A 14,150-nucleotide genomic window follows, 5' to 3' on the forward strand; every position below is an offset into this window, starting at 1 on the left:
GGGGAGCTCCCCAAAATGTAAACGATTTAGCTTCGGAGATTCGCTATACTTTTGAAGTTTTTAGGGAGGTGTCGATACTTGAATGAAGAGGTGGATGTGTTGTTAAATAATCCTTATATTGAGACATTAGCATTTTTCTCCGTTGCTGTAGTAGCTCTGATCGTTTTCCTTGCCATATTCGAGGTTGTGACCAAATATAAGGATTGGGAAGAGATTAAGAACGGTAACTTGTCTGTTGCGATGGCAACCGGGGGGAAAATATTCGGAATCTGTAATTTGTTCCGTTTCGCTATACTGAATAATGATTCCGTGCTCCATTCGCTTATTTGGGCCGGATACGGTTTTGTGCTGCTGTTGGTCGCCTATTTTATTTTTGAATTTTTAACGCCATATTTTAAAATTGACGAGCAAATTCAAAAGGACAACAAAGCGGTAGGATTTTTGTCTATGATCATTTCGATATCCATATCTTATGTTATCGGTGCCAGTGTAACATAAAGAGGATTGGGCTATAACCGGAGGGCATGCAATGAAATATTTATGGGGTAGTTTATTAGCCTTGGCGCTTGTGTTTTTTGTCTGGGGCACTTATTATTTTATTAAACACGGCTAGTAAGTTGAATCGGAGGTAGGTACGGTGTCGCAATCGCATGATCAAGTATGTCCTTGGTGCCAAACGGAGATTGTGTGGGACCCCGAAATCGGTCCGGAGGAAAGCTGTCCGCACTGCTTTAATGAGCTTGGCGATTACCGCAGCATTAATTTGAAAGTAGGACAACACGAGCAGGATTCGGATTTGGACGAAGAAGATGTCGATGATAATGACATCGAAGATGACAGTGACGAGTATGAAGAATATGAGGAATTTGATGGTATCGACGATTATGAGGAAGGCGTCCAACGTGTGCTGGATAGCCAAGAGGATACGCCGGAATGTCCCGTCTGCCACAGCTACATGCTGTTAACAGGTACGCGGACGATGGCGCTAGGCTTCGTTCCTGCAGTACCCCAAACGTTGAAGCAGCCATTAGTCAAGGCTGCCCATAGCACGAAAGTATTCGTGTGCCCGTCCTGTTTCAAGGTTGAACAGGTATTGTCTGAGGAAGATCGTCTGGGTATGATCGAGCTGTTAAAGCAGCACGGCAAGCAGTAAGCGCTGCTCGAGAAAAAGGAAATTCTCACAGGATGTGAGAATTTCCTTTTTTTTCATTCCCTCATGTTTTTCATAGAGAGGGGAAGGTTAACAAGGACGTCATATCCTACATAACAGGTGAGTACGATGCATTCGGGAACAAAACAATTTCCGCACAAATGGGTGCGAAGCAAAGAGCAGCGTACAGGCTGGCGCTATGGAGGCCGCGGGAGCGACACTTCTTCCAAGAAAGGAAGGGGCGCGCTGACCGGACAGTCACGGCTGCTTCTAACCGTTCATGGCTTGGTGGCGGCAGCCAACGCTTTGTCTGGTACGTTTGTCAACGTTTACTTATGGAAAGCTCGCCAAGACTTTGCGTTGATCGGGTGGTTCACACTCATTAATCATGTGATGATGGCCTTAACCTTCTGGCTTGCCGGCAAATGGGTGAAGGAGCATAACAAGATGAACTGCCTGAGGGCAGGGGTTGTTGTTTCAGCGATGTTCTATACGCTGGTACTATGGTTTGGAAGCGGGGCGGTTAACTACTATTTGCTTTTGGGAGTCATTCTGGGGATGGCTTCCGGATTGTTCTGGCTTGCTTTTAACGTCGTATACTTCGAGGTAACGGACCCGGGGAACCGGGATCGGTTTAATGGCTGGGCAGGACTGTTGGGGTCGGGGGCGGGGATGATTGCTCCGTGGATCTCGGGCTTTTTGATCATATATTTGAAGCAGACGAACGGATACAGAGTTATTTTTACGATATCGCTTGCTATTTTCGTCGTCGGTGTGGTGTTCAGCTTTTTCTTGAAAAAAAGAAAGTCCGAGGGTCATTATGAATGGCTGCTCACGCTGCGCTGCTTGAGGCAAAAGGAAACGTTGTGGCGTACCGTATCCCTTGGCTTAATTGCTCAAGGAGCACGCGAAGGTGTCTTCGGATTTATGATCGGATTGCTCGTTTTCGTTCATACCGGCAATGAGATGAAGCTTGGAAATTTTGCGCTGATTACATCTGCTGTTTCTTTAGTCAGCTTTATGATTACAGGACGGCTGTTGAAGCCGAAGTACAGGAAAAAGGCGATGTTGATCGGCGCACTAATGATGGTGATTGTCATATTGCCTTTCTTTTGGAAAGTGAATTTTTTGACACTGCTCATTTTCGGTATTGGTGTAGGGCTTTTCTTTCCTCTCTACTCCATCCCTATGACCTCATCTGTATTTGACCTGATTGGGAATCATGCGGATAGTGTGCAGCACAGAGAAGAATACATTGTGATGCGTGAGCTGGCCCTGAATGCGGGTCGAATCAGCGGGACGGCTGTTTTCATTGTGGTAGTCGCTATCACTTCATCTCCTTCAGCAATGAATTGGCTGCTGCTTGGAATCGGAAGTACACCGCTTGCCGCATGTTTTTTCATGCGTAAAGTACCGATGGATAAGCAAGCTAAGGCCGTTGATGGTGCTTGATCTTGCGGGTCCAGGTGCTATTGGAAGTGTGCGGCCCGCCTTGACAAAATAAGGAGTGCCGTTACAATTAGGACGAAGGTTGTAGAGCATAGAGCGACGAGTCCTGTGCGGAGAGGAGTGGCATAGATGAGTAACAATCGAATGGTAAACAGCATTACGGAACTTATTGGAGATACGCCGGCTGTACGTCTTAACAGGCTGACAGGCGACAATGACGCCGAGGTATATGTGAAGCTGGAGTATTTCAATCCGAGCGGAAGTGTGAAAGACCGGGCGGCAATGAACCTAATTGCACAAGCGGAAAAAGACGGGATTTTGAAACCCGGCGCTACGATTATTGAGCCTACCAGCGGTAATACGGGAATCGGACTTGCCATGAATGCTGCGGCTAAAGGCTATCAAGCCATTTTGGTTATGCCGGATAATATGACAAAAGAACGTATTAATATATTGAAGGCTTATGGGGCTAAGGTCGAGCTGACGCCGGCAGACCAGAGAATGCCAGGTGCTATTCGCAAAGCCTTGGAGCTTAGAGAAGAAATTCCGGGCAGCTTCATCCCGCAGCAGTTTGAGAATCCGGCGAACCCGGAAATTCACAGAACGACAACGGCACTGGAAATTATCGAGCAGATGGATGGAAAGCTGGATGCTTTTGTTGCATCGTCCGGTACAGGAGGCACAATTACAGGTACAGGTGAGGTGCTCCGGGAGAAAATACCAGGCATTCAAATCTATGTCGTTGAGCCGAAGGGATCTCCTGTATTGTCCGGCGGAAAACCGGGACCTCATAAGCTTGTTGGGACAAGCCCTGGGTTTGTTCCTGTAATCCTTAACACGGATGTGTATGATGAAATCGTGCAGGTTGCTGATGAGGATGCGCTTAGAACGACTCGTGAGCTTGGAAGCAAAGAAGGCATTCTCGTTGGACCTTCTGCTGGAGCCTCGGTCTGGACTGCATTGCAAATTGCCAAAAAGCTTGGTAAAGGCAAGCGGGTTTTATGCATAGCTCCGGATACGGGAGAACGTTACTTGAGCATGGGGATTTTTTCTTGATATAGGTTTAGGCAATGGTACAAGCACCTCACGAGAGGTGCTTTTTTGCAGTTTTATCTTGGGTAAAGCCGCCTCATAAATTGGAGAAATTTTTTTTGAAAAACATTGAATAAAAATACATTAAGATGTATAATTATAAATAAGAACATATTAGTGGGAAGGTGATTTAGTTGGTTATTGCATTGGAAAATGAACCTCCTGCACAAGGACAGTTTGAGCAATTACTTGCATCTGTTGAGGAGCATGAAAGCAATGCGGAACTACTGTATCAAACGTACTGTCAAAGCTCCTATGTGATTGCTGCTTATGATAAAGGTCGATTGATCGGCGTCGGAAGGGTGACGGGAAAAACCGATGCGAACCATGAGCTGCAAATTACGGTGCTTGAGGACAATCGCTACCGGGAGATCGAAGCGTGTATGCGCAGATTGTTGTCGATTCACCGCTTTTAACACGCAGCCATTCCAGATGAAAATCCTATATAAATGAGTAGCCTAAGGAGTGAAATGTGCCTTTAGGCTATTTTTGCTTTTGGAACAAGGCTGCCGAATGCTTGCTGTGCCGAGCAGGATGAATTTTATTTTGCAAAAAGTCGCTTGTTGGGTGTAATATGGAGTAATAATTTATAAATCCATGACACGGTAAGCATGAGAGACAAGTTTGCTAAAATGCAACACTCTAATAAAGCTTACGAGGCACAACTCTTAGGAGGGTTAACCACCGATGGAACAGTTTAAAATGCGAATTATTGAGCTGCTTAAGGAAGACGCGAGAAGAACTCCAGCGTTAATAGCGACTATGCTGGGGGCACCGGAGGCGGAAGTGGCGGAAGCGATTCAGCAATTGGAGCAATCGCATGTCATTATTAAATACGCTCCGATTGTGAACTGGGCGAAGGTGGACAACGAGAAGGTTACCGCATTGATTGAAGTCCAGATTACGCCGGAACGCGGCCGTGGCTTCGATGCGATTGCCGAGCGTATTTATTTGTATCCCGAAGTCAAATCTGTATATTTGATGTCCGGAGCCTACGATTTGCTGGTGGAGATTGAAGGGAAAACATTGAAGGAAGTCGCTTCATTCGTTTCTAATAAATTATCGCCGGTAGACCGCGTTTTATCTACCAAAACACATTTCATACTTAAAAAATATAAGCAGGACGGCATCACCTTTGAAGACCATGAAGACGATCGCCGTATGTTAATCTCCCCGTGAAGGATGATGAGTGATGATCAAACAACATGAACCTTCTACAAAGTCGATGTCGGGTTATTTGGCTCCCTTGGTAAGAGAAATTCCTCCGTCAGGGATCCGCAAGTTTTTTGACTTGGTTAGCGCAAGCAAAGATATTATTTCCCTTGGCGTCGGGGAGCCTGATTTCTGTACGCCTTGGCACGTTCGCGAAGCCTGCGTATATTCGTTGGAGCGCGGTAATACGAAGTACACACCTAACGCGGGGATGCCTGAGCTTAGAGAGGCGATCGCCGAGTATTTGTACGATTCATTCCATGTGCCATATGAACCATCTGACGAAATATTGGTTACGGTAGGCGGGAGCGAAGCGATCGATTTGGCGCTGCGTGCCTTGATCGTCCCTGGAGATGAAGTACTCGTTCCAGAGCCTTGCTATATCTCGTATTCTCCGATAACGACGATCGGCGGGGGGATCCCGGTTGGTATCGAAACGTTTGCCAAGGACAACTTCAAACTGACTCCAGAGGCGCTGAAGGCAAGCATTACGCCTAAGTCAAAAGTACTGATCCTTTGCTACCCGAGCAATCCGACAGGCGGAATTATGACATATGAGGATTGGCTCCCCATTGCGAAAATTGTTGAGGAAAACGATCTTATCGTCATTTCAGATGAAATTTATGCAGAATTGACCTACGAGCAAAAACATGTAAGCTTCGCCGCAATGCCTGGCATGCGTGATCGTACCATTCTGGTAAGTGGATTTTCCAAAGCGTTCGCCATGACCGGCTGGAGAATGGGCTATGCTTGCGGGCATCGCGATTTAATATCCGCTATGCTCAAAATCCATCAATACACCGTGATGTGCGCTCCTGCTATGGGGCAAGTAGCCGCGCTTGAAGCTTTGAAAAACGGCATGGAAGAAAAGGATCGGATGGTAGAGTCCTATAACCAAAGACGCCGTCTGGTTGTACAGGGCTTTAGAGATATCGGATTGGAGTGCCATGAGCCGCAAGGCGCATTCTATGCCTTCCCTTCCATTGCGTCTACAGGCCTAAGCTCGGAAGAGTTTGCCCAACGTTTGCTTCATGAAGCCAAGGTGGCTGCGGTTCCGGGGTATGTGTTTGGTAAGGGCGGAGAAGGCTTCGTGCGCTGTTCTTATGCGACTTCCGTTAATCAATTACTTGAGGCTATTGATCGGATCGGAAATTTTATACGTAAATTATAGTTTCGACAAAAGTAGTCATTTCCAACCTCGACAAAAGCTGGTATCTTTAATAGTATAGAAGTTTCATATCATTATTTGTTTATGGGACTTCCGTATCTAGAGATATGGCTAAGGGGGGATGAAGAGTGGCTTTTCCGGAATATCAGCTTAGGCATTACCCACAAATTGGTTGGATTCGCGAGAATAACCAGCAAGCTAAGTGGTTTTTTGGGAAAAAGAAGCAGTCATCTTCTGACGTATCTTTGGAAGAAGAGATTTATAGTTTACGTCAGGAGCTGGAACGGCTAGTTCAGACTGAAAAATGCCTGACTTCACCTAATGTCGTGAAGATCAGCATGATCCTGGACCAAAAGATAAATGAATATATGAATCGCATTAAGAGGGACCGTTAAGCGGTTCCTTTTTTATGTTTGGATATGGAAGATGCTGCTGCTGTGGTTTCGTCTCTTTTTTTGAAAGAAACTAGACTTTTATGATATGATGAGGGCTAGTAGCAATCCAAGTAAGCGCATCTATAAGGAGAGGGAACATGAGAGGGAAATTCATGCTGATCATCATGCTGCTGCTGGTACTTGCCGGTTGCGGCGGGGGGCCAAAGGCGGATGTGTTGGTTTTTATGACGGGCTCCAACGGAATTCCAAATGAAGTCGGAGATAAGCTTCAGGCCGCATTGCAAACAAAGCTCGGCGAGGCTCCTACCGTGAAAATTCAGACCACACCGATGTTTTCGATGGATAAGTTGGTCGTTGAGATTGCAGCGGGGGATAACGGCATTATTATTTTGCCGACAGAGCAGTTTAAAACGATTGGTCAGCAGGGCGGTTACGTCAGTCTGGATGAAGTAGCGAAGCAGGAAGATTTTCCGGGCGGCGTGCTGGAGCTTCCGGTTGATTCGAAAGAAAAGGATGCTGCGCCCAAGAAAGAGAAGCATTTGTACGGGATTCCTTTAGAACAAACCAAATGGTTCACAGAGCTTAAGCTGAACGGCAAAGACTTGGTAGCCTTTGTTCCGGCAAATGCCAAAAACCAGGATAAAGTGATGCAGGTAATGAAGGTCATTGCTCAAAAGTAATCAAAAGAAGGTTATTCGGGTAACGGATATACCTGAGGATAATTTCATAGACTTGCTCGAAAAGGTGCCTGTCAGCTTCATCGCCGGCAGGTTAAAAGGGAAACCGGTGTGAATCCGGTGCGGTCCCGCCACTGTATTTGGAGAGGGTGCCTTATCATGCCACTGTTCTTGGAGAAGGATGGGAAGGCGAGGCTGCCGTTACGGCTCCATAAGTCAGGAAACCTGCCTTCTCGGGAGTGGACCGAACCTTTCGAGGAAAAAGGAGTGTCGCTTGCAAACGTCTTGCTCGGATTAGCCGGGAACGTTTGAAACCGCATGCCCTCTGTTTCCTAAATCTAGCGATCAGGATCAGAGGGTTTTTGCTGTGGATGCATATAGGATAGTAACCAATGGCTTGAGCCAGGAAATGGACTTTAAAGGGGAGTAAGGATGAATATGTGGAGTGAAGCGAAACGAAAAGGTGCGAAGAAATGGCTTACTGCTGTGCTTGGTCTTGCGTTGGTGTTCAGTGCCGCCGGCTGCGTGCCGAAGGAGACTAAACCGTCAGGGACAGGAGACTTGGTGGATCCGCCGAAAGCAAGCAGCGGGGACCAGGCAAGCTCGCCTGCAGCAGGCGCGAAGTCTACCGTGTATCCGTTTAAAGTTAAGGATGCGACAGGCAAGGAATTCACCTTCGAGAAAGCGCCGACCAAAATTGTATCGGTATCTCCAAGTGAGACGGAGACGTTGTTCGCGCTTGGATTGGGAGATAAGGTCGTTGGCGTGTCAGACTTTTGCGATTATCCGGAGGAAGCGAAGAAGAAGCCGAAGATGGGAAGCATTGTAAAGCCCAACGAGGAAGCGTTGATCGCCGCTAATGCGGATGTAGTGCTGTCGGGCGTGTCTCTGAAAGTCGCTGCGGTCGAGCAGCTGAGAGGCTTGAATGTGAACGTGTTCAAGGTTGAACCCAAGACGATCGATGATGTAATGAACAACATATTGAAGTTCGGGCAAATTTTTGACAAGCAGGAGCAGGCGGAGAAGCTGGTAGCCTCCATGAAAGCGGAGCGCCAGAAGGTGACGGATGCTGTAAAGGATTTGAAGCCGGAGCAAAAGAAAAAAGTATTCATGGAGTTTTCTCCAGGCTGGACAGTAGGTAAAGGCGAGTTCATGGACGAGCTGATTACTCTTGCAGGTGGAATAAACGTTTCTTCCGATGTAACAGGTTATGCGAAGCTGAACGAAGAAAAGGTCATTGCAGATAACCCTCAGGTGATCCTTTATCCTAAAAATTTGATAGATGAAAACTCCAAGAAGTCAATGGATCAAATCATTAGAGAGCGGAGCAGCTGGGCTAATGTCGATGCAATTAAAAACAACAAGCTGGCCGGAGTGGATAAAGATTGGATTAGTCGTCCGGGACCTCGCATTACGGCAGGCTTGGTGGATGTAGCCAAAGGCATTTATCCGGAACTGGTGAAATAACATGAAGCGGAAGCTAATGGTGTGGGGAGGAGCGGGCGTACTGCTCCTTCTTCTTTCCGTGACGATCAGTTTGTCCATCGGAACGGTACACGTGCCACTATGGCATGTATGGGGGATATTAGCGCATCACCTTCCCTGGGTTGGCGGTACGGTACCGGTAGAATGGCAACCGGCATCGGAGCAAATTATTTGGCGGGTCAGGCTGCCTCGCGTCCTGCTGGGCGTGCTGGTCGGAGCGTCGTTGGGAATAGCAGGGGCGGCATTTCAAGGTGTGCTGCGCAATCCGTTAGCAGATCCCTACACGCTTGGGGTATCCTCCGGCGCTTCGGTCGGAGCCGCATTCCTGATCTTGTTCGGGCTGCAGTTCGCCCTGCTAGGCACAGGGACAGTGCCCGTAGTAGCCTTTATTACCGGAGCATTGTCGTTGGTAACCGTCATCCTGTTAGCAAGATCGGGCGGCAAAATGCGAATGGAGGCACTTATTTTATCCGGTGTAGTAATGCAGGCTTTTCTTGGTGCATTCGTATCCTTCATGGTTGCGATGTCCAAGCAGGTCATTAACGAAATTGTGTTTTGGCTCATGGGCAGCCTGGCTCTCCGGGGATGGATGTATTCGCTTGTGCTGCTTCCTTATTTGGCAATTGGCGTAATCATTCTACTCGGATACGGCCGAGCGATGAATTTGTTTGCGCTCGGTGAGCAGCAAGCGGCCTATCTGGGGGTCCGTGTAGAGCGGACGAAGCTTGTTGTGCTTACGGCAGCGACGCTAGTTACTGCAGCAGCCGTGTCGGTCTCCGGTGTTGTCGGGTTTGTCGGTCTGATTGTGCCGCATTTGCTTAGATTGATCGTAGGGCCGGATTACCGGCTGCTGCTGCCGCTTTCGCTTATCGGCGGTGCCGTCTATGTACTATGGGCGGATACGCTGGCACGCACGCTTCTAAGCCCGACGGAGATTCCGTTGGGGGTTGTTACGGCCTTTATGGGTGCACCGTTTTTTGCCTATTTATTAAAAAGAAACAAGCGGTTATCCGGTGAATAGAAATTAGTGATGCGGCTGAAAGGTGAAGGGAGGGACGTACATTGACAATGGACGTGACGGATGTGACTGATAAGATCATCAACGTGGAGGAAGTAGGAATAGCTTATCAATCGAGGCCAGTACTTGAGAAGGTTAGCTTTTCGGTGGCTGCTGGAGAATGCTTCGGTATTATTGGACCGAACGGCAGCGGCAAATCCACGCTGCTGAAGCTGATTTCTGGCGTTGAGAAGCCGTCAACAGGCCGTGTGCTCCTGCATGGTAAGGATGCGCACGGATATCCACGAAAGCCGCTTGCCAGATGGGCTGCAGTGCTTCAGCAGGATGCGCTGCCTCCGCTTGGCTTTACAGTACGCGAGGTCATCTCCATGGGTCGTTATCCCTTTCAAAATTGGCTCGGAGATGAAGCGGGAGCGGTCAATTCGGAGCAGCTTATCGATGACATCATCGATCGGCTGGAGCTGCGTCAGCTGCAGCACCGCAGCATGGATGCTTTGAGCGGCGGAGAGCGGCAGCGTGTGGCGCTCGGGAAAGTGATGGCTCAACAGCCGAAGCTGCTGCTGCTTGATGAGCCGACGACCTATTTGGACATCGGCTACCAGGTCCAGATGATGGACTGGATACGCTCTTGGCAGCGAGACTCGGGTCTCACAGTTGTTGCCGTATTGCACGAATTGAATTTGGCCGCTCAATATTGCGGGAGGCTGCTGCTGCTCCAAGATGGTCGGGTAGCGGGTATCGGCAAGCCGGAAGATGTTCTGCGCAGCGAGCTGCTAGAGGATGTGTATCGCACTCAGCCGATCGTGCTCAAACACCCGGTCGCTGGCGTTCCGCAAATTCTTTTACAGAGCGGGGACGGTCGATAACCCTGATTTGTAAGCTTCAGATCAATAAAGTTGAAGGAGACTTTGAACATGTATAATAGAACATCACTGAATCATACGGTTTCAGAAATAACGCCGCTGGATCAGGCTGCGGTGGAGGCGGCAGGCCGTCATCTTGATCAGCTGACCAAGCCTCCGGGAAGTCTGGGGAAGCTGGAGGAAGTGGCAAGGCAGCTTGCAGGGATGAATGGCAAAGTGTTGCCAGAGCTTGGCAAGAAGGCCGTTATTGTGATGGCGGGAGATCACGGCGTGTGCGAGGAAGGCGTTAGTGCGTTTCCTGCTGAAGTGACACCACAAATGGTGCTTAATTTCCTGAATGGCGGGGCTGCGGTCAATGTGCTGTCACGGCATACCGGAGCGGATGTCGTCTGTATCGATATCGGGGTTAACGCGGATTTGGAGCATCCTCAGCTGTATTCACGCAAAGTTCGTAAAGGCACTCGCAATATGGCAAAGGAAGCTGCGATGACCGAAGAAGAAGCCATTCAAGCTATTTTCACGGGGATGGACTTGGTCAAAGAGCTGGCGGGCCAAGGCTATACTATGTTTGCAACCGGAGAAATGGGGATCGGCAATACGACTCCAAGCTCCGCTCTATTAGCCGTTTTAACCGGCACTGACATTGGTGTTACGGTAGGAAGAGGCACAGGCATCGACGACAAGAAGCTGCTCCACAAGCAGGAGGTTATTGAACGATCGATTGCCGTCAATCAACCGAATCCTGATGATCCGATCGATGTGCTCGCCAAAGTAGGCGGCTTAGAAATCGCAGGATTGACGGGCGTCATCCTTGGAGCAGCGGTACAGCGTAGACCGGTTGTGATCGATGGCTTCATATCCTCTGCGGCAGCGTTGGTGGCAAGCCGGATTGCTCCGCTTAGTGCATCGTATATGATTGCTTCCCATTTGTCACAGGAGCAGGGGCATGCACGTTTACTGGAAGCTATTGGCCTATCGCCAATGCTGCGTATGGATATGAGACTTGGCGAAGGCACCGGGGCTGTTCTGGCATTCCCGCTTATTGAAGCGGCAGTGAAGATCATGAAGGAGATGGCTTCATTTGCGTCTGCAGGCATATCTACATCGAGTAACTGAGGGGAGGGGTGAAGCGTGCGATGTTGGTATTGGTAACAGGCGGAGCCCGCAGCGGGAAAAGCTCGTTCGCTGAAGCTTACGCCTCGCGGCTAGAGAATCAGGGCATTTACATCGCTACAGCTCAAGCGTATGATGAGGAAATGAAAGAACGGATCGGACTGCACCGAAGGCAGAGAGACGAAGCAGGATTTCCTTGGACGACGGTCGAGGAGTCGTTCGAGCTGGATGCATTGTTGAGTCGTTGGACTGGAGAAGTGACTTTACAAGGCCAGACGTATGTGGAGCAGCCTTGGCCAACAGATGCAACAGGAACTGTGGTCTTGGTCGATTGTCTTACTTTGTGGTTGTCCAATTGGCTGCTCCGATACGAGCAGGAAGCGGACGCTGAGCAGCTTGTGAAGCAGAAAATAGATGCATGCGTCGCCGCCAGCCGCCGGTTTGCGGATCAAGGGCATCATCTGGTGCTTGTCACTAATGAGGTTGGTTATGGTCTGGTGCCGGAATATAAGCTGGGCCGTCAGTTTCGTGACCTGTCAGGAATCATGAACCAAAGGCTGGCGCGTGAGGCGGAACAGGTATTCCTCGTTACAGCAGGCATCCCGATGGAGCTTAAGAGCCAGCAATTCAAGTGGTAAATCTTCAATAATTATACATATAGGTCGGTTATCAATATTTTAACCAAGCTAATATCATGAATCAGGTAGTACAAGCAGGCAGGTGGATTTATTGTTGTTTTATTCTTGGCGGGAGACAGCGATTATGCTGGTTGCCGCGATTATCATCGATTGGTTGATAGGGGATCCACGCTGGCCTACGCATCCTGTCATCCGGATAGGGCAATGGATACGCTGGGTTGAATTGAAGCTGCATCCAGAGGCGGTAAGTCGAGACTCGAGCCGTGAACGGCTAAGAGGCGTGCTGCTGACCGTATCGACGTTAACCATTTCCTTCGCAGCCATATGGCTCTTACTATGGGTGGCGAGGCAAATTCATCCGTGGTTAGGTTATGCGGTGAATACGTGGTTCATCTCAACAACGATTGCTATTAAGGGCCTTAAGGATGCAGCAATGAAGGTTTATGTTCCTTTGATGGACGGACGGATGGATGAGGCCCGAACCTATACCGGCTATATTGTCGGAAGAAATACGTCAGAACTGGATGAATCCGAGCTTACGAGGGCAACGGTGGAGACCGTAGCGGAAAATACGGTGGATGCGGTGGTATCTCCGCTGGTTTACGCCTTCTTGGGTGCAGCACCCTTAGCCATGCTGTATCGTGCCGCTAATACATTAGACTCAATGGTCGGCTATAAAAATGATAAATATATGTTCTTCGGATGGGCTTCCGCGCGATGGGACGATGTGATGAACTGGGTTCCCGCGCGATTGACGGGGATACTGCTCGTGCTCGTTGCAGCGGTTAACCGGGGCTGCTCGGCCATGAGGTCTGCCCAAGCGATTCGTCGCTTTGCCAGGCTTCACCCGAGTCCGAACAGTGGTATTCCAGAATCGGCGGTAGCGGGAGCACTCGGAATCGAGCTTGGCGGCGTGAATGTTTATCATGGACGGATAAGCGAGCGTGCTCGGATGGGCTGGCCGCTTCGCGAGCGCTGTAATGACGATATATTAAACACCGTCCGACTGCTGTACGGTGTTAGTATTTTGATTGCTGGAGGGCTGTTGTGCGCATACTGCTGGACTTTGTTGTAAAAGGATTGGCTGCGTGTGCAGCAGCCTTTCAGTTTTTGACTCGGCTGCCAGTGCCGGTTACGTTGGAGTATAACGATGCTTTGTTTCGCCGCAGCGTTGTCTTTTATCCACTGGTAGGAGCTGTTATCGGACTGCTGATAGGAGCAGCTGGATGGCTTCTGCAGGGCTGGCTTGCACCGGGTGTTACCGCTGCTCTATTGCTAGCTCTGTGGGTAGCAATGACAGGGGGACTGCATCTGGACGGGTTGATGGATACGGCGGACGGCATATTCAGCTACCGGTCCCGCGAGAAGATGCTGGAGATTATGAAGGACAGCAGGGTAGGTGCTATGGGGGTTATCGCCTGTGTACTTGTTCTGCTGTGCAAGTGGACACTTCTGCAGCAGTGGCTGCCGCTTTCTTGGAGGGGATCTTTGCTTGCACTGCCTCTTGCGGCTCTGTGGAGCCGATGGTATATGGTGGTCGCGATCGCCTTCTGGCCTTATGCAAGGCAAGATCAGACAGGTAGCAGTCGTTTGGGAGCTTTCTTTCGCGGCCTAGGCGCGAAGCATTTAATTCTACACACGGGACTGGCTGTGCTGCTGTCCTGGATTGTGGTCTGGATGATGGGAGAGCCGTTCATATCCTTACGGGGATTAATGCTCGTAGGTTTGGTAGCGGTAGGCTGTGCAGTTATCGGGGTGTTGATCTCCGTGTTCATCAGCCGCAAGCTGGGCGGCTTGACTGGAGATACTTACGGGGCAATCAACGAATTATTGGAGACATTTCTTTTGTTATTTCTATACATCATCATTCATGGGATGAATCGTTGAATT

Annotated in this window: 16 protein-coding genes and 1 riboswitch; all 16 genes read left to right on the forward strand. The window is 49.3% G+C overall.

Going from position 1 to position 14,150, the window contains the following annotated elements; translation table 11 throughout:
- Positions 1–78: 78 nt before the first annotated feature.
- The 16 genes from BP97_RS0122295 to cobS all read left to right on the forward strand — a co-directional run bounded on the left by BP97_RS0122295 (position 79) and on the right by cobS (position 14,147).
- Entirely contained in the window at positions 79–498 is a 420-nt protein-coding gene (locus tag BP97_RS0122295; protein ID WP_028551101.1) for a DUF350 domain-containing protein, read from the forward strand.
- 139 nt (positions 499–637) lie between these two features.
- A complete protein-coding gene (locus BP97_RS0122300; RefSeq protein ID WP_028551102.1) occupies positions 638–1,153 on the forward strand; it encodes a hypothetical protein in 516 nt (171 codons plus the stop codon).
- A 126-nt stretch (positions 1,154–1,279) separates the two neighbouring features.
- On the forward strand, positions 1,280–2,602 hold the full coding sequence (locus tag BP97_RS37120) for an MFS transporter (RefSeq protein ID WP_051620876.1): 1,323 nt from the start codon (positions 1,280–1,282) through the stop codon (positions 2,600–2,602).
- A 126-nt stretch (positions 2,603–2,728) separates the two neighbouring features.
- Positions 2,729–3,655: a cysteine synthase A gene (gene cysK / locus BP97_RS0122310; RefSeq protein ID WP_028551103.1), complete on the forward strand. Its 927-nt coding sequence runs from the start codon at positions 2,729–2,731 to the stop codon at positions 3,653–3,655.
- 170 nt (positions 3,656–3,825) lie between these two features.
- Entirely contained in the window at positions 3,826–4,107 is a 282-nt protein-coding gene (locus tag BP97_RS37125) for a hypothetical protein (protein ID WP_036746364.1), read from the forward strand.
- 271 nt (positions 4,108–4,378) lie between these two features.
- Entirely contained in the window at positions 4,379–4,870 is a 492-nt protein-coding gene (locus BP97_RS0122320) for an Lrp/AsnC family transcriptional regulator (RefSeq protein WP_028551104.1), read from the forward strand.
- A gap of 13 nt (positions 4,871–4,883) precedes the next feature.
- Positions 4,884–6,074 (forward strand): aminotransferase class I/II-fold pyridoxal phosphate-dependent enzyme, encoded by a 1,191-nt coding sequence (locus BP97_RS0122325; RefSeq protein WP_028551105.1) that lies wholly within the window; start codon positions 4,884–4,886, stop codon positions 6,072–6,074.
- Positions 6,075–6,199: 125 nt separating this feature from the next.
- On the forward strand, positions 6,200–6,466 hold the full coding sequence (locus tag BP97_RS0122330; protein ID WP_028551106.1) for an aspartyl-phosphate phosphatase Spo0E family protein: 267 nt from the start codon (positions 6,200–6,202) through the stop codon (positions 6,464–6,466).
- 137 nt (positions 6,467–6,603) lie between these two features.
- Positions 6,604–7,146, forward strand: coding sequence for a hypothetical protein (locus BP97_RS0122335; protein WP_028551107.1), 543 nt, complete (start codon positions 6,604–6,606; stop codon positions 7,144–7,146).
- 45 nt (positions 7,147–7,191) lie between these two features.
- A riboswitch (cobalamin riboswitch) is annotated at positions 7,192–7,390 on the forward strand.
- A gap of 191 nt (positions 7,391–7,581) precedes the next feature.
- Positions 7,582–8,610: an ABC transporter substrate-binding protein gene (locus tag BP97_RS0122345; protein WP_028551108.1), complete on the forward strand. Its 1,029-nt coding sequence runs from the start codon at positions 7,582–7,584 to the stop codon at positions 8,608–8,610.
- 1 nt (position 8,611) lies between these two features.
- Positions 8,612–9,649 carry a FecCD family ABC transporter permease gene (locus BP97_RS0122350; protein WP_028551109.1) on the forward strand — a complete coding sequence of 346 codons (1,038 nt, stop codon included), beginning with the start codon at positions 8,612–8,614 and terminating at the stop codon, positions 9,647–9,649.
- Positions 9,650–9,696: 47 nt separating this feature from the next.
- Positions 9,697–10,512: an ABC transporter ATP-binding protein gene (locus BP97_RS0122355; RefSeq protein ID WP_081824315.1), complete on the forward strand. Its 816-nt coding sequence runs from the start codon at positions 9,697–9,699 to the stop codon at positions 10,510–10,512.
- Between the two features lie 48 nt (positions 10,513–10,560).
- Positions 10,561–11,625, forward strand: a complete 1,065-nt coding sequence (gene cobT, locus BP97_RS0122360; RefSeq protein ID WP_051620878.1) for a nicotinate-nucleotide--dimethylbenzimidazole phosphoribosyltransferase — start codon at positions 10,561–10,563, stop codon at positions 11,623–11,625.
- Between the two features lie 20 nt (positions 11,626–11,645).
- Positions 11,646–12,260: a bifunctional adenosylcobinamide kinase/adenosylcobinamide-phosphate guanylyltransferase gene (gene cobU, locus BP97_RS0122365; RefSeq protein WP_028551112.1), complete on the forward strand. Its 615-nt coding sequence runs from the start codon at positions 11,646–11,648 to the stop codon at positions 12,258–12,260.
- 91 nt (positions 12,261–12,351) lie between these two features.
- Positions 12,352–13,335 (forward strand): adenosylcobinamide-phosphate synthase CbiB, encoded by a 984-nt coding sequence (cbiB, locus tag BP97_RS0122370; RefSeq protein WP_028551113.1) that lies wholly within the window; start codon positions 12,352–12,354, stop codon positions 13,333–13,335.
- Positions 13,308–14,147, forward strand: coding sequence for an adenosylcobinamide-GDP ribazoletransferase (gene cobS, locus BP97_RS0122375; protein ID WP_051620879.1), 840 nt, complete (start codon positions 13,308–13,310; stop codon positions 14,145–14,147). The genes cbiB and cobS overlap by 28 nt, the downstream gene beginning before the upstream one ends.
- The last annotated feature ends 3 nt before the right edge of the window (positions 14,148–14,150 follow it).

Origin of the sequence: Paenibacillus sp. UNC451MF, from assembly GCF_000686845.1 — a bacterium.
GTDB lineage: Bacteria > Bacillota > Bacilli > Paenibacillales > NBRC-103111 > Paenibacillus_S.

Bases quoted from the DNA above. Each gene is read 5' to 3' on its own strand.
- BP97_RS0122345 (WP_028551108.1), top strand. From the start codon at position 7,582: ATGTGGAGTGAAGCGAAACGAAAAGGTGCGAAGAAATGGCTTACTGCT.
- BP97_RS0122325 (WP_028551105.1), top strand. From the start codon at position 4,884: ATGATCAAACAACATGAACCTTCTACAAAGTCGATGTCGGGTTATTTG.
- BP97_RS37120 (WP_051620876.1), top strand. From the start codon at position 1,280: ATGCATTCGGGAACAAAACAATTTCCGCACAAATGGGTGCGAAGCAAA.
- cobU (WP_028551112.1), top strand. From the start codon at position 11,646: ATGTTGGTATTGGTAACAGGCGGAGCCCGCAGCGGGAAAAGCTCGTTC.
- cysK (WP_028551103.1), top strand. From the start codon at position 2,729: ATGAGTAACAATCGAATGGTAAACAGCATTACGGAACTTATTGGAGAT.
- BP97_RS0122355 (WP_081824315.1), top strand. From the start codon at position 9,697: ATGGACGTGACGGATGTGACTGATAAGATCATCAACGTGGAGGAAGTA.
- cobT (WP_051620878.1), top strand. From the start codon at position 10,561: ATGTATAATAGAACATCACTGAATCATACGGTTTCAGAAATAACGCCG.
- BP97_RS0122320 (WP_028551104.1), top strand. From the start codon at position 4,379: ATGGAACAGTTTAAAATGCGAATTATTGAGCTGCTTAAGGAAGACGCG.
- BP97_RS0122350 (WP_028551109.1), top strand. From the start codon at position 8,612: ATGAAGCGGAAGCTAATGGTGTGGGGAGGAGCGGGCGTACTGCTCCTT.
- BP97_RS0122335 (WP_028551107.1), top strand. From the start codon at position 6,604: ATGAGAGGGAAATTCATGCTGATCATCATGCTGCTGCTGGTACTTGCC.